A 21,379-nucleotide genomic window follows, 5' to 3' on the forward strand; every position below is an offset into this window, starting at 1 on the left:
GGCGTCAGATCCCCATGCACGGCACGGGCCAGCGGCGCATGCGTGGCGGCAGCGCCACTGCCCACCCGTCCACGATCAGTGCGAGCCCTTCCTCGGCCAGGTGGCGGGCCGCTTCTTGGTGGGCGGGAGCGAGCGTGTCGAGCGGTGTGGCGTCGCTCAGCGTGTCGAACGCGGTGAGCAGGTCGGGGTGGTCGAGCGTGAATCGCGCCGAGGCGGGGCGCTCTCGACGGTCCATGACGGTGACGAATCCCGGGCCGCGGCGGTGGTAGAGCATCCCGTAGGTGTGCTCGGCCCGCCATGTCGCCAACTCGCCTGGCTCGTCGGCCTGTTGGGCTGGGGGTGGAAGGTGATGCAGGGTGCGGAGGTTATACGTGACACGGTCCGTGAGGGCGGAGCCGTCATACGTAACACCTGCCGCGCCCTCAGAGGCCCCGGGTCCGTCATACGTATGACGCGGGTCGGTGGCCGCCTCCCAGTGCGTGCTCAGCCCCGCAGCCTGGCACTCACGCAGGAACTGGACCGCCCGAGTGATGGCGCGGCCGTCACCACGCAAGGGCAGCGGCTCGCTCACGCGGACGCGGGTGCCGATGACGCGGTGCGGGACGAGGGCAGGGAGCGCGGTCATCCGGAGGCCGCCGGGGCAGAGGCGGTGGAGGCGGTGGAGGCGGTGGAGGCGGTGGAGGCTGCGCTATCGACGCGGATCGGCGCGGTGCGGGTGGGCAGGGACACGTAGGTGCCGGTGTCGCGGAAGAGGAGACCGAACGTGACGGCCTGCGCGACCCACTCCCCCAGCTCTTCGACCGGTACGTCGTGGCCCGCGTCGGCGAGTTTGCGCTGCAGGGCGGGCTCGCCCGCGCCCTCCTCCAGGATGCGCAGAGCGGCCGCCTCCCAGCCGTTGAACCAGTAGGTGCGGCGCGGCCAGCCCTCGCGGCGGTCCCGTACGAGGAGGGTGTTCTCGTCCTCTCCCGCCTGCTCCATGACGAGGGTCGACGTGGCGTGCTGCGCACGCCATTGCGCCACGGCCCGCAGTAGCCGGTCCTCCGTATCCCCGCCGATGCCGGCGTCCTCGGTGTCGAACAGGTAGACCAGCTCGGCGAGTTCGGACTCAGGCAGCTCGTACACGTGCTGGTACATGTCGGCGGGACGCCGCTTGCCGAAACCCAGGGCGGGATCGGTGAAGTGCGGGCTGAAGCGCTCCAGTTGGATGCGGAAGGCGCCACTCGGCGGCTGGAGGTGTACGAGGGCGGGCAGCTGGTCGAGCACGCGCGCGTAGTCCCGCACTGTCTCGCCGGGGAACCCGTAGAGGTAGTTCCAGGTACAGGTGACCTCATGGTTGTCGAACTCGCGCAGCGTGCGGATGTTGCGGGCGCCGGTGACGCCCTTGTCCATCAGGTCGAGGACGCGGTTGCTGAGGCTTTCGATGCCGGGCTGGATCAGCACGACGCCCGCGGCGCCGAGTTGGCCGATCTGTTCCCGGCTGAGGTTGGACTTCACTTCGTAGTGGATCCGCAGGTCCCAGCCACTGTTGGCGGCGAGCGGCAGGAAGTCCTTGAAGTACGCCATGTCGATGATGTTGTCGACGGTGACGATGTCGAGGATGCGGTGGCGGCGCACGAGGCGTTCGATCTCGCTCCACAGCCGCTCGCCGGGCTTGGCGCGAAACGCCATGGTGCTGCCGTTGAGGCCGCAGAAGGTGCAGTGGTGCTTCTCGCCCCACCAGCAGCCGCGGGCTCCCTCGACGACCAGCTTGGGATACAGGTATTCGAGGACCGTCGACGCCTCGATGTCCGCCTGCCACTGGTCGTAATCGGGCGACGGTATGTGGGCCGGAGCCACAGTGCGGTGGGGTTCGGTGTTGACCCGGGAGACGCCGCCGTCCCACCAGCAGAGGCCCGGAACGTCGTCGGGGGGCGTGCCCGCGTCCAGGTGGGCGAGGAGGGCCGGGAAGGCGTACTCACCTTCGCCGCGCACGACGTGGTCCACGTAGGGGTGGTTGCGGTGCAGGGCGTGCCCCATGGGGCCCTCGCAGTTGCTGCCGCCGAAGACAACGGTCAACTTCGGGTGACGGCGTTTGAGTTCCCTGGCGAGGGCGAGGGACGCCACGTTCTGCATGAACGTGCTCGTGAACCCGACGACGTCGGGCTCGTGCGCCAGCACCTCGGTCGCGCAGCGCTCGATGTACTCGGCGGCATGGCGACGCATCTCGAAGGCCGTGTCCAGGGTGTCTGCGGGCACACCGCGCTCGCGCGCGTACGACCGCAGCTGTGCGGCGCCCCAGTCCTCGTCGTCGTAGAGGACTCCGGAGAACACCCAGTCGCCGATCCCGTGGAAGATCGAGTCGCTGCCGATCGCTTCGTAGTCGCTGGGGTTCAGTCGACCGCCCGTGCGCTCGAGAAGCAGCTCCGCCCAGCGCAGCGAGCCGTGGAACTCGCGCACCTCGTCGTCCGGGCGGACCTCCCGCAGCAGCTGGTGCAGCAGACCTACTTGGAGGGAGGGCAGGTCGATCGCATGCCAGGGCATGGTCACCAGCCCAACGCGCATGACGTCCCGCCTCTTCTTGCCACCACAAGCCGACTCACCCTATGGGCGTCCCACCCGTCGCACAAGGGCGTACGGGAGGGCCTCAGAGGCCCCACATAGACCCCACATAGACGCCGCACCCACCTGTACGGCTTCGGCGCAGCCCACACCGAGCGGTACGGCGCCCAAGGGTCCGTGGCCTGGCTGACCCGGTGTGGTCAGCCAGGCCAGTGGGCTCAGCGCACGTCCACACAGTCACCGGTGGCGGTGACCGGCGGCGTGGTGGAGGTGCCCTCGAACTTGTAGCGGTAGCAGCGGTCGGTGGTGGCGGTGCGAGTCTGCTTCTCGACGCCCGCCAGGCTTCCGGTGCCGGTGCTGTGGCTGCTGGTGGTGGCGTACGAGCCGGTCAGCGAACGCTCCTGGAGGCGGACGGTCTGCTGGGTGTAGCCCGCGTACTTGTGGGTGTCCCAGTTGGCGCGCTCCAGCTTGCCGGTGATCGTGATCTTCTTGCCCTTGGCGACGGGCTCGGGGGCCGCGTTGTTGCTCAGCCGGGACCAGCGCTTGAGGTACCAGGTCTTGGCGTTCTCCGTGCGCACGTCGGTGGTCGCTTCGGTGATCGCGTAGAGGTCGATCTTCCAGGCTCCGGCGTCCTCGTTCTTCAGGTCGTACTCGGGGTCGATCTTGAAGGTGGCCTTGCAGCTGAACGTGGCCTCCCCGGACTGGACGCAGGGGTCCGTGTCCGCATCGAACTGCTCGGAGTTCATGTACTGCTTCAGTCCGCTGTCCTGGTCGGTGCCGCGCCAGATCGACGCGTGGCTGCCGTAGAGCTTCGACCCGCCGCCGACCGTCCACTTCACGGTGATCGTCTGCGTGTTCGTCGTCCCGACCTGGGCGCTGTTGCCGCCGTTGACGGTGATGCCGGAGACGACGGTGGCGTCGGCAGTGCCGTCGGCGGCCAGGGCTCTGGGCTTCGGCGCGGCGTCCTTCGCATCCGACGCGTCGGCGACCGCGGCCTTGCTCTGCTCCAGCGCCTCGGCCGCGCCGGTCCCACCCGCCGTCGCGGACGGTGTGACGAGCAGGCCGACGGCGACCCCGGAGGCGGCCAGTGCGCTGACACCCAGGATCACCTTCTTGCCGGACGTCAACTTACTGCGGGAGTGCTGGGGCATGAGGAGGCTCCGTTATCGACTCACGACGGGCGGATGCAGGTCACGGACGGGCTCGGGCGGACTCACATCACGCACGGCCACAGCGGCCGCACAGTCTTGATCGGCGATGAAGCGAGAGGGTTGTACGCGCGTGACGATTGGGGCCTGTGAGGTGCATCACCCGGCACTCGTCGACGATCGGCGTTCGAACAATCGGCGTTCGAACAAAAAGAAGACCCCTCCGCGCTGCGTTTCCGCAGTTCGGAGGGGTCTATCCCAAGTGTGGCGGCGCCAGGATTCGAACCTGGGAAGGCTGAGCCGGCAGATTTACAGTCTGCTCCCTTTGGCCGCTCGGGCACACCGCCTTGGGTTCGCTGCCCCGGGCCCCGCTTTGCGGCGGTGCTCGCTGGCAACGACGTAAACAATACCTGATGCACAGGGGTGCTTCGCCACCCGATTGAACGGCGGCCGGGCACGGCACGGTGGCTAGGCTGCTCCTGGCGCGACTTCCCCGGCGCGCAGCCCGAGCAGAACCCGGTCGGAACCCGACCAGCACCCGATCCACCCCCGATACAAGGAGCCACAGGACATGGCCGACTCCAGTTTCGACATCGTCTCGAAGGTCGAGCAGCAGGAGGTCGACAACGCCCTCAACCAGGCTGCCAAGGAGATCTCGCAGCGCTACGACTTCAAGAACGTGGGCGCCTCGATCTCCTGGTCCGGCGAGAAGATCCTGATGGAGGCCAACGGCGAGGAGCGGGTCAAGGCCATCCTCGACATCTTCCAGACCAAGCTGGTCAAGCGTGGGATCTCGCTGAAGTCGCTGGACGCCGGTGAGCCGCAGCTGTCCGGCAAGGAGTACAAGATCTTCGCCTCGATCGAGGAGGGCATCTCCCAGGAGAACGCCAAGAAGGTCGCGAAGACCATCCGCGACGAGGGGCCGAAGGGCGTCAAGGCACAGGTTCAGGGCGACGAGCTGCGCGTCAGCTCCAAGAGCCGTGACGATCTGCAGTCCGTCCAGCAGTTGCTCAAGGGCAAGGACTTCGACTTCGCGCTGCAGTTTGTGAACTACCGGTAGGACTGGACCGCCTGCAGGGCAGCTTTACAGCGGTCTACGTAAGCGAAGGGGCGGCACCCGACGGGTGCCGCCCCTCCTTGCTGCCGGCTGCAGCTCAGCGGCGACTGCGTGAGTTGCCGAAGAAGATGCGGTAGGCGACCAGGAGGACGAGGGCGCCACCGATCGCGGCGACCCAGGTCGCGCCGTCGTAGAAGTCCGTGGATATGGGGCGGTCCAGCCAACGGGACGATATCCAGCCGCCGATGAAGGAGCCCGCGACGCCGATGAGGGTCGTGCCGATCAAGCCGCCCGGATCCCGGCCGGGCAACAGGAACTTGGCGATGGCACCGGCCAGTAGTCCAAGGATGATCCAGCCGATGATGCCCATGCCGCGTTCTGCCCCTCTGTAGTGCTGTGGCGCCTACTGCCTTGCTGTAGCGCCTTGTTGCGTCCTTCTCGCCGGGTCGCCGAGTGCGTCGCCGCCCCGGCTCCCTGCTGCCCAGAAGGACGACGGGTAGACATGGTGTGGTTGCACGAGCCCTTTAATGTGCGTCACATGACACAGTCGGGAACCCCGCTTCGCAGGGCGCTTGGTGTGCGGGACGCCGTGGTCGTCGGTCTCGGATCGATGATCGGGGCGGGCGTCTTCGCCGCGCTCGGGCCCGCGGCGCGGGCAGCCGGCACCGGGGTGCTGTACGCACTCGCGGTGGCGGCTGTGGTGGCCTACTGCAACGCGATGTCGTCGGCGCGGCTCGCGGCCGTGTATCCCGTGTCCGGAGGCACGTACGTGTACGGGCGGGAGCGGCTCGGGCCCTTCTGGGGGTATCTGGCGGGCTGGGCGTTCGTCGTCGGCAAGTCGGCCTCGTGCGCGGCGATGGCGCTGACCGTGGGGACGTACGTGTGGCCGGGGCAGGCTCATGCGGTGGGGGTCGCCGCGGTCGTGGCGCTGACTGCCGTGAACTGCTTCGGGGTGGAGAAGTCGGCCTGGCTGACACGGATCGTCGTCGCGGTCGTGCTCGCCGTGCTGGCGGCCGTCGCGGTGGTGTGCGCGGGCTCGGGGAGCGCCGAGGGCGGGCGGCTCGCTCCCGGGCTCTCCGAGGGCCTGAGCGGCGTGCTGAGCGGCGCCGGGCTGCTGTTCTTCGCGTTCGCCGGGTACGCGCGCGTGGCGACGCTCGGCGAGGAGGTGCGGGATCCGGCGCGGACCATTCCGCGGGCGATCCCCACGGCGCTCGGGATCACCTTGGTCGTGTACGCCGCCGTGGGCGCCGCCGCCGTCGCCGTGCTCGGCGTGGACGGGCTCGCGCGGGCCTCGGCCCCGCTGGCCGACGCCGTACGGGAGGCGGGCGGCGACGGCCTCGTACCGGTGGTGCGGGCGGGGGCGGCGGTAGCGGCGCTCGGGTCGCTGCTGGCGCTGATCCTGGGTGTGTCCCGGACGACGCTCGCGATGGCGCGGGACCGGCATCTGCCGGGCGCCCTGGCGGCCGTGCACCCGCGCTTCCGGGTGCCGCGGCGGGCCGAGCTCACGGTCGGGGCCGTGGTGGCCGTCGTAGCGGCCTTCGGCGACGTACGCGGGGCGATCGGGTTCTCGTCGTTCGGCGTGCTGGTGTACTACGCGATCGCCAACGCCTCGGCGTGGACGCTGAGTTCCGCGGTACGCGCGCGGGCGCTGCCGGCGCTCGGGGCCGCGGGATGCCTGGCGCTGGCGTGCTCGCTGCCCGCTTCGTCCGTTGCGGCGGGTGCGGGTGTCATCGCCCTGGGGGCGCTCGCCTACGCGGTCCGGCTACGCGCGCGTAGTGCGCACGGCACCGGAGGCGGCGCGGCCTAGCGCGCCGCGAACGGCTGGTTCGTGGGCACGATTTCGCGGCCGAGGGGCAGCAGCGAGAGCGGGATCATCTTGAAGTTGGCGATGCCGAACGGGATCCCGATGATCGTCACGCACAGGGCGAGGCCCGTGAAGATGTGCGCCAGGGCCAGCCACCAGCCCGCGAGGATCAGCCACAGGACGTTGCCGACGCAGGAGGGCGCGCCCGCGTCCCTGCGCTCGACGGTCGTCTTCCCGAAGGGCCACAGTGCGTAGACGCCGATCCTGAAGGAAGCGATACCGAAGGGGATCCCGATGATCGTGATGCAGAGCAGCACGCCGGCCAGCAGGTAGCCGAGGAACAGCCAGAAGCCGCTCAGGATCAGCCAGATGACGTTGAGGATTGTCTTCACTGTTGGCGACCTGCCATCTGCTCCAGCCGGGAAACGCGCTCCGCCATCGGCGGGTGCGTGGAGAACATCTTCGACATTCCCTGGCCGGGGCGGAAGGGGTTGGCGATCATCATGTGGCTCGCCGTCTCGATGCGCGGCTCCGGCGGCAGGGGCAGCTGCTTCGTGCCCGCCTCGAGCTTGCGCAGGGCGCTCGCCAGGGCCAGCGGGTCCCCGGTCAGCTGGGCACCCGAGGCATCGGCCTCGTACTCGCGGGAGCGGCTGATGGCGAGCTGGATCAGGGATGCCGCGAGCGGCCCCAGGATCATGATCAGGAGCATTCCGAAGATGCCGGGTCCGTCGTCGTCGTTCGAGCGGCCGACCGGGATCAGCCAAGCGAAGTTGACGAGGAACATGATCACGGAGGCGAGGGCTCCGGCGACCGAGGAGATCAGGATGTCGCGGTTGTAGACGTGGCTCAGCTCGTGCCCGATGACACCGCGCAGCTCGCGCTCGTCCAGGATGCGCAGGATTCCCTCGGTGCAGCACACCGCGGCGTTGCGCGGGTTGCGGCCCGTCGCGAACGCGTTCGGCGCCTCCGTAGGAGAGATGTACAGGCGCGGCATGGGCTGACGCGCCTGCGTGGAGAGCTCGCGCACCATCCGGTACAGCGCGGGCGCCTCGAATTCGCTCACCGGGCGGGCGCGCATCGCGCGCAGGGCCAGCTTGTCGCTGTTCCAGTACGCGTACGCGTTCGTCCCCAGGGCGATGACGAGCCCGACGATGAGCCCCGTACGGCCGAAGAAGCTGCCGATGACGAGGATGAGGGCGGACAGGCCTCCGAGGAGTACGGCGGTCTTCAACCCGTTGTGCCGGCGGTGCACGGTACGTCCTCCTGATGGTGCGGCAGGGGAACCCACTGCTTGCTTGTCTGCTGCTTCCACTGGGTCTGGAGTCGTGTGTGTTTCCACGTCCAGTGGACCCTCCCTGACTGGTCAACGCCAGACGAGGAGGACGAGTTCCCTTGTCCGCTCGGGACGGGCCCGTGCGGTCGTGTAGGCCGACCGGGTCAGCGCTGCTGCGGCAGACCCGCCAGCTCCAGGGCCTCCGGGTCCGCCTCGATCTCGCTCGTGCAGTGCGCGCAGCGGGTGGCGACGCCGGGGATCTGGGTGTAGCAGCGCGGGCAGTCGCGCAGGGCCGCCTTGATGTCGACGGGCTTGCCGCGGTCCAGGCGCGCCTGGAGCTTCATCATCGGGACGACGATGCAGAAGTAGAGCACCGCGGCGGTGATCAGGAAGGCGATGATCGCGCTGACGAACTTGCCGTACGGGAAGTCGGTGCCCTCGACCGTGAAGTGCGCCTCACCGAAGTCGCCGGTGGACTTCGTGGCGACGCCGATGAGTGGCGCGATGAACGCCGTACTGAGTGCGGTGACCACAGCCGTGAACGCGGTTCCGACCGCGAGGCCGATGGCCATCGTGATGATGTTTCCGCGAAGGATGAAGTCCTTGAACCCGCTCAGCACGACGCCTGTCTCCTTGATGTGGGGCTGTGGTCATTGGTGGGGGGCCGGTGACCGGCCCGTACATGTGGTGCCGTACGAGGGTGCCTAGAAGAGGCCCGTCGAGGCAAAACGCAGGACCATTTGGGGTGCGCCGGAGAGGGCCACTCCGATGACGGCTGTGACGGCGATCGCCGCTGTGAGCGGCCTGGTCGCGCGGTGGACGGCGGGTGCGCCTTCAGGGGCGCGGAACAGGGTCGCGGTCCACTGGAGGTAGTAGAAGAGCGCGATCACGACGTTCACGGCCATGACGACGGCGAGCCAGCCGAGCCCCGCGTCGACGGCCGCCGAGAAGACCGTGACCTTCGCGAACAGGCCGATGATGCCCGGCGGCAGGCCCGCGAGACACAGCAGGAAGAAGCCCAGGACGAGCGCGGCGAGCGGGTTCGAGGCGTACAGGCCCCGGTAGTCGCTGATGCGGTTCAGCGGCTTCGTACGGGCGACCAGGGCGGCCACCGCGAACGCGCCGAGGTTCACCGCGGCGTACATGAGGGCGTACGCGAGGGTGGAGCCGATCGACTTCTGGGGGTCGTCCGAGTAGGCGGCCGCGGCGATCGGTACCAGGAGGTAGCCGGCCTGGCCGACGGAGGACCAGGCGAGCAGGCGGACGGCGCTGTACGCGCGCGTGGCCTGCTGGCGGATGGCGGCCACGTTTCCGACGGTCATGGTCAGCGCGGCGAGCGCGGCCAGGGCCGGACCCCATACGTCGGCGTACGAGGGGAACGCGACGACCGTGACGAGGATGAGGCCGGAGAAGCCGACGGCCTTGCCGATGACCGACAAGTAGGCGGCGATCGGCAACGGCGCGCCTACGTAGGTGTCGGGTACCCAGAAGTGGAACGGTACGGCGGCCGTCTTGAAGGCGAAGCCCACGAGGGTGAGCGCGACACCGGTCTGGGCCAGGGTGTGGAACTGCCCGTCCACGTGGGTGAGTTCGGTGGCGACCCGCGTCAGGTGCAGGCTGCCCGTGGACGCGTACACGAAGCTCACGCCGAGCAGGGTGACGGCGGTCGCGGTGACCGAGGAGAGAAAGAATTTCAGGGCCGCGTCGGAGGAGCGCCTGTCGCCCTGTTTGAGGCCCACGAGGGCGAAGGCGGGGAGCGAGGCGACTTCCAGGGCGACGACGAGCGTGGCCAGGTCACGGGAGGCGGGCAGCAGGGCCGCCCCCGCGGCCGAGGACAGGAGGAGGAACCAGAACTCCCCTTCGGGGAGAGGCCTGTTCGCGTTCTTGGCGTCCTTCAGGGAGCTGACCGAGAGCAGCGCGGTGAGCAGGGCGCCGGCCAGAACCAGGAACTGGATGACGAGCGTAAAACGGTCCGCCGTGTAGCTGCAGGCATCGTACGGCGCGCCCTTGAGGCAGAACGTGGAGCGCTCGTCCCCGATCAGCGGCAGCAGTGCGAGCGCCGCGGCGGCAAGGCCCGCGATGGAGATCCAGCCCAGGAGCGGCTTGCGGCGCTCCGCCACGAACAGGTCGGCGACCAGCACGACGAGGGCCACGACCGCCGCGATCGTGGGCGGCGCGATGGCGACCCAGTCGACGGACTGGACGAGGGACGCCACGGAGGGCGCGGCGACGGCGATCACTGGAGGCCTCCTGCGAGGAGCTTCTGCACGGCGGGGTTCGTGAGGCCGAGCAGGGCTGCGGGCCACAGGCCCGCGAGGACGGTGAGGACGACGAGCGGGGTCCAGGCGGCGAACTCGTAGCCGCGCACATCGGCGAACACGGGCGCCTCCGGAGCCGCCGGGGCTTCCTTCGGGCGGGGGCCCATGCAGATGCGGCGGACCACGATCAGCATGTACGCGGCGGTGAGCAGCGTGCCGAGGGCCGCGATCGCCATGAAGACCAGGAACGCAGGGCGGCTGAGGCCGTCGGCGGGCTTGAACGCGCCGAACAGCGCCAGCATTTCGCCCCAGAAACCGGCGAGCCCCGGCAGTCCGAGCGAGGCGACGGCGGCGAACGCGAGCAGGCCGCCGAGCCGCGGCGCCTTGCCGTACAGGGCCATGCCGCCCTGCTCGGCGAGGGCGTCGAGGTCACTGGTGCCCGTCCGGTCCTTGAGCGCGCCGACGAGGAAGAAGAGCAGGCCGGTGATGAGGCCGTGGGCGATGTTGGCGAACAGCGCGCCGTTCACGCCGGTCGGGGTCATCGTCGCGATGCCGAGCAGCACGAAGCCCATGTGACCGACGGAGGAGTACGCGATGAGGCGCTTGAGGTCACCCTTCGCGCCCTGCTTGGACAGGTTCAGGCAGGCCAGGGACCCGTAGATGATCCCGACGACGGCGAGCGCGGCGAGGTACGGATCGAAGGTCCGCATCCCGTCGGGCGCGATGGGGAGCAGGATCCGGACGAACCCGTACGTACCCATCTTCAACAGGACACCGGCGAGGAGGACCGACCCGACGGTCGGGGCAGCGGTGTGGGCGTCGGGCAGCCAGCTGTGCAGCGGCCACATCGGGGTCTTCACCGCGAGCCCGATCCCGATCGCCAGAACGGCGATGACCTGCACGGACGCGGTCAGACCCCGGCCGTTGTCAGTGGCGAGTGCCATCATGTCGAACGTGCCCGACTTAACGCCGATAAGGAGAAGGCCGAGCAGCATCACGACCGAGCCGAGCAGCGTGAAGAGGATGAACTTCCAGGCGGCTTGCGTCCGTTGCGCACCGCCCCAGCGGGCGATGAGGAAGTACATCGGGATGAGGACCATCTCGAACGCGAGGAAGAAGAGCAGGAGGTCCAGGACGGCGAAGGTCGCGAGCGTTCCCGATTCCAGGACGAGGATCAGCGCGACGAACGCCTTGGGGGACGGCCCGGCCGGCATGTGGAAGTAGGAGTACAGCGCGCACAGGAACGTCAGCAGCGCCGTGAGCACGAGGAGGGGGAGGGAGATGCCGTCGATGCCGAGGTGGATACGCACGTCGAGCGCGGGGATCCAGCTGATGTCGGTCGTGGCCTGCATCTTCGACGGCTGGTCGTGGTCGAAGCCGAGCGCGAGGACGATCGCGGCGATGAGGATCACGCCGGTCACGGTCACGCCGTGGCGGAGCACGGCCTGGTCGGGTGACTTCCCCTTCAGCCCGGGAGGGGCCGGGAGAAGGGCGAGCACGGCACCGATGAGCGGGCCGACGACGATCAATGCGAGAAAGAACTGCATCACGGATTCGCTGATATCGATCACGGCTGCTCACGCTCCGGCGGTGGCGACGAGGACGACGGCGACCACCAGGACGACGGTGCCTGCGAGCAGTGCGCTGAGGTAGGTCTGCACGTTTCCGGTCTGGGCCCTGCGCACGGCCCAGCCCAGCGCCTTCGGCGCTTCAGCCGCTCCGCGTACGTAGGTGTCGACGACGGCGCGGTCGAGGAAGCCGACCAGTGCGGCGCCGGCCTGCACCGGGCGGACGAAGAGCGCCGCGTAGACGGCGTCGAGGTGGAAGCCGACGGCCGCGTGTCGGTGCAGCGGGCCGAGCAGGAGACGACCGGGGTCGGCCGGGTCGGGGGCCGCCGCGATGTCGCCGTACGCGGGGGTGTGGGTCGCGATGGCCTCGGCCTCGACCAGACCCGCGTCGCCGGACTCGGTATCGACGGCGACGGCGCCGATCGGGGTGCGGCGGGCCGCCATCGACGTGGTGTGGCGCCAGGCCGCGTAGGTGACCAGGCCGCCGACGAGTGCGAAGCCGGTGCCGAGGACGGAGGTGGTCAGCGTCGGGGTGAGGGACACGCCGTCGAACCAGTCGGGGAGCACGCCCGCGAGCAGTCCGAAGCCGAGGGAGGGGATCGCCAGGACCCACAGGACGACGTTCATCGTGACCGGCTGCTTGCCGTGGTCGGGGGCCTCGGCACCGCTGCCCTTGAACGCGAGGAGCCAGAGCCGGGTCGCGTAGGCGGCGGTGAGCAGGGCCGTGATCAGGCCTGCCACGAGGACGATCCAGCCGGAGGCGGTCGGCGCGGTCAGGGCGCCGTGCTCATGGCCGATGGCGGTGTACTCGGCGGCGCCAAGGACGGCCTCCTTGGAGAAGAAGCCGCTGAACGGCGGGATCGCGGCGAGCGCGAGCAGCGCGACGGTCATGGTCCAGAAGGCGTCGGGCACGCGGTCGCGCAGGCCCTTCATCCGGGACATCGCGGCCAGCGAGTTGGTGCCGGCGGCGTGGATGATCACGCCCGCCCCGAGGAACAGCAGCGCCTTGAAGGCGCCGTGCGAGAGGAGGTGGAAGACGGCGGCGTCGCGGCTGCCGACGGCCAGGGCGCCGGTCATGTAGCCGAGTTGACCGACGGTCGAGTACGCGAGGACGCGCTTGATGTCGTCCTGCGCGAGCGCGGCGAGAGCCGAGCCGAGCATGGTCACGGCGGCCATGACGGCGAGGACGATCAGCGCTGCCTGGGAGGCGGCGAAGACCGGGAGGAGACGAGCGACGAAGTAGACGCCGGCGGCGACCATCGTCGCGGCGTGGATCAGGGCGGAGACGGGCGTGGGGCCCGCCATCGCGTCGGGCAGCCAGGTGTGCAGCGGGAACTGCGCGGACTTGCCCGCCACACCGGCGAGGAGCAGAAGGGCGATCAGGGTCGGGTGGTCGAGGCCCGCCTCGCTCGTGACCTTGCCCAGGATCGTCGTGATGCGGAACGAGCCCGTGTCCACGGCGAGCGCGAACAGGCCGATGAGGAAAGGGACGTCGCCGAGCTTCGTGACCAGGAACGCCTTGAGGGAGGCGGCGCGCGCTTCGGGGGTCTCCCAGTAGTGGCCGACGAGGAAGTACGAGCAGATGCCCATGACTTCCCAGCCGACCAGCAGCACCATCAGGTCGCCCGAGTAGACGACCAGGAGCATCGCGGAGGTGAAGAGGGAAACGAGAGCGGCGTACGAGGGGTAGCGCGGGTCGTCGCGCAGATAGCCCGTGGAGTAGATCTGCACGCAGGTCGACACCAGGCCGACGAGGACGGCGACGAGGGCGGCGAATCCGTCGATGTGCAGGGCGAGTTCGATCGGTACGGAGCCGGTCGGGGCGAGCTGGGTGTGCGCGTCGAGGGCGGCAGTGCCGTTGCCCGTGCCGCCGCCCTGGTCGAGGGCGACCACGACGGCGAGGGCCAGCGCCGCCAGCGTCGGCAGGACGGCCAGCGGGCGGGCGAAGGCGGGGGCCGTGCGGCCGAGGAGCAGGCCGGCGACGGCGCCGAGGAACGGCAGGAGGGGGACGAGGACGGCGAGGTTCGTCGTGGTCACGCGGTGGCCTCGGCCTTCTCGTCCGTGGTGCCGGCGGTGGCGGCCGCCGGGGTCTCGGACGGGTGGTGCGGGTCGTCGTCCGGATCGTCGGCCGGGTCCTGGGGCTCGGCGGAGTCGCGGAGCTTGTCGATGTCCGACGTGCCGCGGTTCCGGTGGACGGCCAGGACGATCGCCAGGCCGATGCCGATCTCGGCGGCGGCGATGGCGATGGTGAAGAGGGTCAGGGCCTGGCCCGCGTGGAGGGTGTCGCGCAGCCAGACGTCGAAGGCGACGAGGTTCAGGTTGACGGCGTTGAGCATCAGCTCGACCGACATCAGGACCAGGATCGCGTTGCGGCGGGCCAGTACGCCGTACAGGCCCGTGCAGAAGAGGAGGGAGGAGAGAACGGCGGGGTAGGCGAGGTGCATCAGCGGGTTCCCTCACCTTCGGACGTCGCGGGGGCCGCGGTGGTGTTCTGCCTGCGGGACAGGACGATCGCGCCGACCAGGGCGGCGAGGAGCAGGACCGAGAGCGCCTCGAACGGCAGGACCCAGTGCTTGAAGAGGATCGAGCCGGTCACGTCCGTGCTGCCCTGCACAGGACCGTCGAGGTCGATCCAGGTCGTACGGAACGCGTCGACGACGACCCAGATCAGGGCGGCGGCGGAGGCGATGGCCACGGTCAGGGCGGCCCAGCGGTTGGGGCTGTCCGCGTCCGGGGAGCGGCCGATGGGCGCGCGGGTCAGCATCAGGCCGAACAGGAGGAGGACCACGACGGAACCGACGTAGATGAGGACCTGCACCCAGGCGATGAACTCGGCTGTGAGCAGGAGGTACTCGACGGCGAGCCCGCCGAGGGCGACGACCAGCCACAGGGCGGCGTGCACCAGTTGCTTCGTGGTGACGGTGACGATCGCCGCGGCGAAGGTCACGAGGCCCACGAGCACGAAGGCGATCTCGACGCCCGACGGGGAGAGGAAGCCAGGACTGTCGGCTGCCGTGGCGACGGCCGCCGCTGCGGCGAGGATCATGCGGTGGGCTCCTCTCCGGGGTCGTTGGGGGTGGCCTTCGGGTCGGCTCCCGGCGCGGACGGCTCCTGGGCAGCCACCTCCTCGGCAGCCGCCTCCTGGGCTGCCGCCAGTTTGTCCGCGGATTTGCGGGCCGCCGTCAGTTCCTTGGGGTCCTCGGCCGCGGGGTCGAGGGCGGGTGGGGACGGGACCGTCCACATCCACTCGCGGAGCTTGTCGCGTTCGTGGGTGAGTTCGCGGATGTCGGTCTCGGCGTACTCGAACTCCGGGGACCAGAACAGCGCGTCGAAGGGGCACACCTCGATGCAGATACCGCAGTACATGCAGAGGGAGAAGTCGATGGCGAAACGGTCGAGGACGTTGCGGCTGCGCTCGCGGCCGCCCTCGACGGCGGGCGGCACCGTCTCCTTGTGGGAGTCGATGTAGATGCACCAGTCGGGGCACTCGCGGGCGCACAGCATGCAGACCGTGCAGTTCTCCTCGAACAGACCGATCACGCCGCGGGTACGGGGCGGGAGTTCGGGCTGGGCTTCGGGGTACTGCTCGGTGACGGTCTTGCGCGTCATCGTGCGGAGGGTGACGGCGAGGCCCTTGGCCAGGCCGGACCCCGGGAAGTTCGCGGGCATTAGTTGATCGCCACCTTCACGATTCCGGTGAGCGCGATCTGCGCGAGGGCGAGGGGGACGAGGGTGGTCCAGGCGAGCTTCTGCAGCTGGTCCTCGCGCAGTCGCGGGTACGTGACGCGGAGCCAGATGACGACGAAGGCCAGGACGGCGGTCTTGAGCAGGGTCCACACCCAGCCCAGTCCTTCGGCGCCCCACGGCCCGTGCCAGCCGCCCAGGAACAGCACCGTGGTCAGTCCGCAGAGCACCACGATGCCCGCGTACTCGGCGAGGAGGAACAGGGCGAAGCGCAGGCCCGTGTACTCGGTGTACGCGCCGAAGATGATCTCGGAGTCGGCGACCGGCATGTCGAACGGCGGGCGCTGCAGCTCCGCAAGACCCGCCACGAAGAAGACCAGGGCCCCGACGATCTGCCAGGGCAGCCACCACCACTCGAAGGCGTCGAGGATGCCGGGGAGGGAGACCGTTCCCGCGGCCATGGCCACGGAGGCCGCCGCGAGCAGCATCGGGAGTTCGTACGCCAGGAGTTGGGCGGCGGTGCGCAGGCCGCCCAGGAGGGAGAACTTGTTGGCGCTCGCCCAGCCCGCCATCAGCGAGCCGAGGACGCCGACGCCCATCACCGCGAGGACGAAGAAGATGCCCGCGTCGATGACCGCGCCGACCGCGCCGTCGCCGGGGCCGACCGGGATGGCGAGCAGCACGAGGAGGTACGGGAGGAGGGCCACGGCAGGGGCGAGCTGGAAGACGCGGCGGTCGGCATCGGCCGGGACCACGTCCTCCTTCTGCGCGAACTTGACACCGTCGGCGACCAGTTGGGCCCAGCCGTGGAAGCCGCCCGCGTACATGGGGCCGAGGCGGCCCTGCATGTGCGCCATGACTTTGTGTTCGGTCTGACCGACGACCAGGGGCAGCACCAGGAAGGCGACGAAGACGACGACGAGGCGCAGAGCGACGTCGAGGGCGTCGTTCACTCGTTGCCTCCGTTGTTGTCTGTCGGGTTCTCGTCCGGAGCGGCATCCGGGGTGGCTTCGGGAACGGCTTCCGGGGTGGTTTCCGGGGCGGCTTCGGGAGCGGCTTCCGGGGTGGTTTCGGGAGCGGCTTCCGGAGTGGCTTCCCGCTTCGGCGACTCCTCGTCGAAGGCCGGCTTGGCGTGGTGCCAAGGGGCGTCGCTCGTGGCGGGTTTCGGCGCGGGCGCGGGCGCGGACGCGGGCTCCGGGGCCTCCGCAGGTGCGGCCGCCTGGCTCGCCGAGCCCTGGCTCGCCGAGCCCTGACTAGCCGAGCCCTGGCTCGCGGACCGGGTACGCCGCGGAGGACGCTCCCCCGCCGCACGTCCCGCGGCCCCCGCCGCGCCCGCCGCACGCCCGGCCGCACCGGCGCCCGCGGCGCGCGCGCCCCGCGCGGGTCGGGCCGGTGCGGGCGGCAACTGCCCCTTCATCGGGCCCCATTCGTTCGGGTCGGGGACGCCGGGTGGCAGCATCTGGCGCCGCTTGGGGCCGCCGTGCTCGGACTCGCCGGGCTCCTTCGCGCCGGGCCACGCCTTCGCGACGCGGGCCGCGAGCACGAAGTCCTTGCGCAGCGGGTGGCCTTCGAAGCCGTCGGGCAGGAGGAGCGGGTCGAGGCCCGGGTGGTCGGTGAAGTCGACGCCGAACATCTCGTGCGTCTCGCGCTCGTGCCAGGCCGCGCCCGCGTACACGTCGACCGCCGACGCGAGCACGGGTGCCGCGTGCGGAACGGTCGTACGCAACAGCAGGCGACGTACGGACCCGGGTGCCACGGCGGCGACGTGCGCGCACACGCGGAACCCGGCCTCCGGCTCGTCGACGGCGCTCAACCAGTCGAAATACGTGCACTCCAGCGTCGTACGGGCCGTCGTCAGAGCCGCGATCCACTCGGCCGCCGGCACATCGACGGTCAGTAGGTCGTACGCCTCCTCGACCGTGGCCTCGGCGCCGAACAGCTCCTCGACGGGGCTCGGCAGCCAGCTCATCGCTCACCCCCGGAAGGCGCGGGCGGCTGTACGAGACCGCTGCTCAGCGCCGCCGCGGAGGGCCGCCCGGCCGCCGCGTCGGCGGACACGTACCGCTCGCCGAGCGACTCGCGGGCGATCTTCTCCTGGAGCTTGAGGATGCCCTGGAGGAGCGCCTCGGGCCGGGGCGGGCAGCCGGGCACGTACACGTCGACGGGGATGATCTGGTCGACGCCCTTGGTCACCGAGTACGAATCCCAGTACGGGCCGCCGCAGTTGGAGCAGGCGCCGAACGAGATGACGTACTTCGGCTCGGGCATCTGCTCGTAGAGCCGCTTCACGGCGGGCGCCATCTTGTCGGTCACCGTGCCGGACACGACCATCAGGTCGGCCTGGCGCGGGCCCGGTGCGAACGGGATCACGCCGAGCCGGATGAAGTCGTGGCGCGCCATGGACGCGGCGATGAACTCGATGGCACAGCAGGCGAGGCCGAAGTTGAAGACCCACAAGCTGTAGCGGCGGCCCCAGTTGAGGACCACCTTCATCGGCTCGGGGGCGAGCCGCGAGAGCACGCCCAGCTTCTTCGGCCCGAGGGGATCCGGCAGATCCACGGGCGCTGGGGCCTCGGCAGCAGGAGTCACGGGAGCAGGGGTCTCGGGAGCAGGAGTCACGGCGCTCACGTCCACGTAAGGACGCCCTTCTTGTATGCGTACAGCAGGCCCACGGTGAGGAAGCCGAGGAAGATGAACATCTCGACGAGGGTCGTCGCGCCGTATCCCGGCGCGGCGAAGACCGTGGCCCAAGGGAAGAGGAAGATCGAGTCGACCGCGAAGATCACGTAGAGGAACGCGTACACGTAGTAGCGGACCTGGGTGTGGGCCCAGCCGTCCCCGACGGGGTCGACGCCGCATTCGTACGTGAGGAACTTTTCCCTGGTGGGAACCACCGGGCGCAGCAGCTTCCCCGAGCCGAAGGCGACGGCGACGAAGAGCACGCCGACGACGGCGAGCAGCCCGACCACCGAGTACGACTGGAAGTAGTCCGCCGCGATGACGGTCACGTCCGATCCCGTCACGTACCTGCGCCCCTCGCGAGTTCGTTGTGTTCGACGATCTGTACGCACGGGAGTCTAGGCCCTGTTAAAGGGACGGTAAGCAGCCCGGGGCCGAGCGGCTTGGGCGAGGTGGAGTCCGGGACGGGATCCGGGACGAGATCCGGGACGGGATCCGGGACGGGATCCGAGGTCGCGTTCGTGGTGGGGTTAACCCCCGCTCAACTTGGAGGTCGCCCTCATGGCGCCCCGCCCCGGGCCAGGGCACTCTTGCCGCTATGACCGAGCCACTCGACACTCCCGAAGACCATCCGGTGCTGCCTCCGCCACGACTTGGGTACGACAGCGCCACGTGGAAGGAGATCGCCTATCTCCTGAGCAGCTTCCCGCTGTCCGTCTTCGGGTTCGTGTACGCCGTCACGATGGTGGCCCTCGGCGCGGGGCTCACGGTCACGGTGATCGGGCTTCCGCTGATCGCCGCCGGGCTCAGGGGCGCGCGGCTGCTCGGCAAGGCGGAGCGGGGGCGGGCGCGGGCGCTGCTCGGCGTGCGCATCGAGGAGCCGAGCCCGCTTCCGATGCGGCGCACGGGCGGCTTCTTCGGCTGGCTGTGGACCGGGCTCAAGGACCCGGTGGGTTGGCGCACGGTGCTGTACGAAGTGATCCGGTTGCCGTGGGCCGTGCTGACGTTCACGATCACGCTGGTCGGCCTTTTCGTGCTGTGGCCGGTGCTGCCGTTCATCGTGCGCGGTCTGGGAAACGCGGACCGGGCGATGGTGCGGGCACTGCTCTCCCCCTCCGACGAGTTGGAGCGACGGATCGCCCAACTCGAGTCGGACCGTGGCGTCGTCGTCGACACGGCCGCCGCCGACCTGCGGCGCATCGAGCGCGATCTGCACGACGGGGCGCAGGCCCGGCTGGTCAATCTGGCCATGGGCCTCGGTCTCGCGAAGGAGAAGCTCCTGGAGGGCCAGGCCGACGAGGTGGTGGCGGCGATGGTCGACGAGGCGCACGGCGAGGTGAAGCTCGCGCTGCAGGAGCTGCGGGACCTGGCGCGCGGCATCCATCCCGCGGTGCTCACCGACCGCGGGCTCGACGCGGCCCTGTCCGCCGTGGCCTCGCGCTGCACGGTGCCGGTGAAGGTGACGGCCGAGCTGTCGGGCCGGCCGGCGGAGGCGATCGAGGGCATCGCGTACTTCACCGTCTCCGAGCTGCTCCAGAACGTGAGCAAGCACAGCGGCGCGCGGTCCGCCTCGGTGGATGTGTGGCGCTCGCAGGACCGGCTGCTCATACAGGTGTGGGACGACGGGCGGGGCGGCGCGAGCCTGGACAAGGGGACCGGCATGTCGGGCCTCGCGGAGCGGCTCGACGCGGTCGACGGTCTGTTCGTCGTGGACTCGCCGGACGGCGGCCCGACCACGGTCACGGCGGAGCTGCCGTGGCGCGACCGGACCGAGCCGATACGGCAGGGGTAGGGAAAACCCCCGGTCGAAGACGCCGACCCGCCGCATGGTCGCGGGACGCGCCCGCGAGGAGGCTGGAAGCAGAACAACGGCTACCCCGGCAGACCTGAGCAGAACGGACGGACACCGATGGCCACGCACCAGTACGGATATCGCGAGCAGAGCGACGCATCCGCGTACTCGTCCTCCTACGAGGACCACGGCTACGGCTCCGACGGCAGCTACGACGGTGGTCGTGGCGCCGGCTCCGGCCCCCGCCGGGGTCTGCGGCGGCTGCCGGCCGGGCTGCGGGCGCCGATCGAGGGGCGGACGTGGCGGGAATTCGGGTATCTGATGCTCAGCCTGCCGCTCGGCATCATCGGGTTCGTGTGGGCCGTGACGATGACGTCGCTGGGTATGGGCCTGCTGATCACGTTCATCGGGGTTCCGGTGCTCGCGGCGGCGCTCGCCGGGTCGCGCGGGCTCGGGGCGCTGGAGCGGGTGCGGGCGCGCGGGCTGCTCGGCGTCGAGGTCGGTACGCCGGAGCCGCTGCGGCCGCGCACGGGCGGGCCGATGGCGTGGATCGGGGCGACGCTCAAGAGCGGTGTCTCGTGGCGGCATCTGCTGTACGGGGTGCTGCACTTGCCGTGGGCGGTGTTCGGGTTCGCCGTGGGGCTGAGCTTCTGGGCGACCGGCTGGACGATGCTCACGTATCCGGTGTGGCGCTGGGTGTTCCCCACGTACGTGGGGCAGGACGGGATTCAGTTGTACGGGGACGCCGGCCACGCCGTGTATCTGGACAACCCCTTCGAGATCGCGGTGACGGCGGGGCTCGGGCTGCTCGTCACGCTGGCCACGCCGTGGGTGATCCGGGCGCTGACGACGGTGGACCGGGTGATGGTGGTGGGGCTGCTCGGCCCCTCGCGGCTCGCGTCGCGCGTGGTGGAGCTGGAGTCGGACCGGGGCGTGGTGGCCGACACGGCGGCGGCCGACCTGCGCCGCATAGAACGGGATCTGCACGACGGGGCGCAGGCCCGGCTTGTCAGCCTGGCCATGGATCTCGGGGTGGCCAAGGAGAAGCTCGGCGAGGACCCGGCGACGGCGGCGCGCATGGTGGACGAGGCGCACGGCGAGGTGAAGACGGCGTTGCAGGAGCTGCGGGACCTGGCGCGCGGGATCCATCCGGCGGTGCTCACGGACCGGGGGCTCGACGCGGCGTTGTCGGCGGTGGCGTCGCGGTGTGCGGTGCCGGTACAGGTGGAGGTCGACCTGGCGGAGCGGCCGGCGCCGGCCATCGAGGGCATCGCGTACTTCACGGTCTCCGAACTGCTCCAGAACGTGAGCGAGCACAGCCGGGCCACGCGGGCGATGGTCGACGTGTGGCGGTCGCAGGACCGGTTGATGGTGCAGGTGTACGACAACGGGGGCGGCGGAGCGGTGGCCTCCGGCAGTTCGGGGTTGGCGGCGTTGGCCGGGCGGCTCGATGCGGTCGACGGGATCTTGGTGGTCGAGTCGCCGACGGGTGGGCCCACCCGGGTGACGGCGGAGCTGCCATGGCGCCGGGCCTGACCCGGGGTTGAGCCCCCGGTCACCCTCGCCCGGCCCCGGGGC

The 21,379-nt window shown here is 70.2% G+C and carries 21 protein-coding genes and 1 tRNA gene; 4 read left to right on the forward strand and 18 right to left on the reverse strand.

Annotated features, from left to right (window positions below; translation table 11 throughout):
* Nucleotides 1-4: 4 nt before the first annotated feature.
* From ACIRHA_RS30615 to ACIRHA_RS30630, 4 genes are all read right to left on the reverse strand, one after another.
* Entirely contained in the window at nucleotides 5-625 is a 621-nt protein-coding gene (locus ACIRHA_RS30615; protein WP_403852590.1) for a DUF5825 family protein, read from the reverse strand.
* Nucleotides 622-2,520, reverse strand: a complete 1,899-nt coding sequence (locus ACIRHA_RS30620) for a RiPP maturation radical SAM C-methyltransferase (protein ID WP_403852592.1) — start codon at nucleotides 2,518-2,520, stop codon at nucleotides 622-624. Before ACIRHA_RS30620 ends, ACIRHA_RS30615 begins: the two co-directional genes overlap by 4 nt.
* 236 nt (nucleotides 2,521-2,756) lie before the next feature.
* Nucleotides 2,757-3,689, reverse strand: coding sequence for a calcium-binding protein (locus ACIRHA_RS30625; protein ID WP_403852594.1), 933 nt, complete (start codon nucleotides 3,687-3,689; stop codon nucleotides 2,757-2,759).
* A gap of 262 nt (nucleotides 3,690-3,951) precedes the next feature.
* Nucleotides 3,952-4,033, reverse strand: a tRNA-Tyr gene (locus ACIRHA_RS30630).
* A gap of 224 nt (nucleotides 4,034-4,257) precedes the next feature.
* Between ACIRHA_RS30630 and ACIRHA_RS30635 the strand changes: the two genes are divergently transcribed.
* Complete coding sequence (locus tag ACIRHA_RS30635; RefSeq protein ID WP_403852596.1) at nucleotides 4,258-4,746, forward strand: YajQ family cyclic di-GMP-binding protein; 489 nt, start codon at nucleotides 4,258-4,260, stop codon at nucleotides 4,744-4,746.
* Between the two features lie 94 nt (nucleotides 4,747-4,840).
* Here ACIRHA_RS30635 and ACIRHA_RS30640 read toward each other — a convergent pair whose 3' ends face one another.
* Nucleotides 4,841-5,113 (reverse strand): GlsB/YeaQ/YmgE family stress response membrane protein, encoded by a 273-nt coding sequence (locus ACIRHA_RS30640; RefSeq protein WP_403852598.1) that lies wholly within the window; start codon nucleotides 5,111-5,113, stop codon nucleotides 4,841-4,843.
* 168 nt (nucleotides 5,114-5,281) lie between these two features.
* Between ACIRHA_RS30640 and ACIRHA_RS30645 the strand changes: the two genes are divergently transcribed.
* Entirely contained in the window at nucleotides 5,282-6,550 is a 1,269-nt protein-coding gene (locus ACIRHA_RS30645) for an APC family permease (protein ID WP_403852600.1), read from the forward strand.
* On the opposite strand, the gene ACIRHA_RS30650 is transcribed toward ACIRHA_RS30645, so the two are convergent.
* The 13 genes from ACIRHA_RS30650 to ACIRHA_RS30710 all read right to left on the reverse strand — a co-directional run bounded on the left by ACIRHA_RS30650 (nucleotide 6,547) and on the right by ACIRHA_RS30710 (nucleotide 18,353).
* Nucleotides 6,547-6,939 carry a YccF domain-containing protein gene (locus ACIRHA_RS30650; RefSeq protein ID WP_403852601.1) on the reverse strand — a complete coding sequence of 131 codons (393 nt, stop codon included), beginning with the start codon at nucleotides 6,937-6,939 and terminating at the stop codon, nucleotides 6,547-6,549. The two genes, ACIRHA_RS30645 and ACIRHA_RS30650, sit on opposite strands and share 4 nt — an antisense overlap.
* Nucleotides 6,936-7,799, reverse strand: a complete 864-nt coding sequence (htpX, locus tag ACIRHA_RS30655; protein ID WP_403852603.1) for a zinc metalloprotease HtpX — start codon at nucleotides 7,797-7,799, stop codon at nucleotides 6,936-6,938. Before htpX ends, ACIRHA_RS30650 begins: the two co-directional genes overlap by 4 nt.
* 185 nt (nucleotides 7,800-7,984) lie before the next feature.
* The gene (locus tag ACIRHA_RS30660) at nucleotides 7,985-8,440 is read right to left on the reverse strand and encodes an MscL family protein (RefSeq protein ID WP_403852605.1); all 456 of its coding nucleotides are present in this window, start codon (nucleotides 8,438-8,440) and stop codon (nucleotides 7,985-7,987) included.
* An 84-nt stretch (nucleotides 8,441-8,524) separates the two neighbouring features.
* A complete protein-coding gene (locus ACIRHA_RS30665) occupies nucleotides 8,525-10,060 on the reverse strand; it encodes an NADH-quinone oxidoreductase subunit N (protein WP_403852607.1) in 1,536 nt (511 codons plus the stop codon).
* Nucleotides 10,057-11,649, reverse strand: a complete 1,593-nt coding sequence (locus tag ACIRHA_RS30670) for a NuoM family protein (protein ID WP_403852609.1) — start codon at nucleotides 11,647-11,649, stop codon at nucleotides 10,057-10,059. Before ACIRHA_RS30670 ends, ACIRHA_RS30665 begins: the two co-directional genes overlap by 4 nt.
* A 6-nt stretch (nucleotides 11,650-11,655) precedes the next feature.
* Entirely contained in the window at nucleotides 11,656-13,683 is a 2,028-nt protein-coding gene (locus tag ACIRHA_RS30675; protein WP_403852611.1) for an NADH-quinone oxidoreductase subunit L, read from the reverse strand.
* Nucleotides 13,680-14,090, reverse strand: coding sequence for an NADH-quinone oxidoreductase subunit NuoK (nuoK, locus tag ACIRHA_RS30680; RefSeq protein WP_403852613.1), 411 nt, complete (start codon nucleotides 14,088-14,090; stop codon nucleotides 13,680-13,682). The genes ACIRHA_RS30675 and nuoK overlap by 4 nt, the downstream gene beginning before the upstream one ends.
* Complete coding sequence (locus ACIRHA_RS30685; RefSeq protein WP_403852615.1) at nucleotides 14,090-14,692, reverse strand: NADH-quinone oxidoreductase subunit J; 603 nt, start codon at nucleotides 14,690-14,692, stop codon at nucleotides 14,090-14,092. The genes nuoK and ACIRHA_RS30685 overlap by 1 nt, the downstream gene beginning before the upstream one ends.
* Nucleotides 14,689-15,315 carry a NuoI/complex I 23 kDa subunit family protein gene (locus tag ACIRHA_RS30690; RefSeq protein ID WP_403852617.1) on the reverse strand — a complete coding sequence of 209 codons (627 nt, stop codon included), beginning with the start codon at nucleotides 15,313-15,315 and terminating at the stop codon, nucleotides 14,689-14,691. The genes ACIRHA_RS30685 and ACIRHA_RS30690 overlap by 4 nt, the downstream gene beginning before the upstream one ends.
* Complete coding sequence (locus tag ACIRHA_RS30695; protein WP_403852619.1) at nucleotides 15,315-16,283, reverse strand: NADH-quinone oxidoreductase subunit H; 969 nt, start codon at nucleotides 16,281-16,283, stop codon at nucleotides 15,315-15,317. The genes ACIRHA_RS30690 and ACIRHA_RS30695 overlap by 1 nt, the downstream gene beginning before the upstream one ends.
* Nucleotides 16,280-17,299 carry an NADH-quinone oxidoreductase subunit C gene (locus tag ACIRHA_RS30700; RefSeq protein WP_403852621.1) on the reverse strand — a complete coding sequence of 340 codons (1,020 nt, stop codon included), beginning with the start codon at nucleotides 17,297-17,299 and terminating at the stop codon, nucleotides 16,280-16,282. The genes ACIRHA_RS30695 and ACIRHA_RS30700 overlap by 4 nt, the downstream gene beginning before the upstream one ends.
* Nucleotides 17,296-17,949, reverse strand: coding sequence for an NADH-quinone oxidoreductase subunit B (locus ACIRHA_RS30705; RefSeq protein WP_403852879.1), 654 nt, complete (start codon nucleotides 17,947-17,949; stop codon nucleotides 17,296-17,298). Before ACIRHA_RS30705 ends, ACIRHA_RS30700 begins: the two co-directional genes overlap by 4 nt.
* Before the next feature lie 5 nt (nucleotides 17,950-17,954).
* Entirely contained in the window at nucleotides 17,955-18,353 is a 399-nt protein-coding gene (locus ACIRHA_RS30710) for an NADH-quinone oxidoreductase subunit A (RefSeq protein WP_326020931.1), read from the reverse strand.
* 254 nt (nucleotides 18,354-18,607) lie between these two features.
* Between ACIRHA_RS30710 and ACIRHA_RS30715 the strand changes: the two genes are divergently transcribed.
* On the forward strand, nucleotides 18,608-19,801 hold the full coding sequence (locus tag ACIRHA_RS30715; RefSeq protein ID WP_403852623.1) for a sensor histidine kinase: 1,194 nt from the start codon (nucleotides 18,608-18,610) through the stop codon (nucleotides 19,799-19,801).
* 117 nt (nucleotides 19,802-19,918) lie between these two features.
* A complete protein-coding gene (locus ACIRHA_RS30720) occupies nucleotides 19,919-21,337 on the forward strand; it encodes a sensor histidine kinase (RefSeq protein ID WP_403852625.1) in 1,419 nt (472 codons plus the stop codon).
* Nucleotides 21,338-21,379 lie beyond the last annotated feature (42 nt).

The sequence above is a fragment of the Streptomyces sp. NPDC102360 genome (assembly GCF_044766085.1).
Taxonomy (GTDB): Bacteria; Actinomycetota; Actinomycetes; order Streptomycetales; family Streptomycetaceae; genus Streptomyces.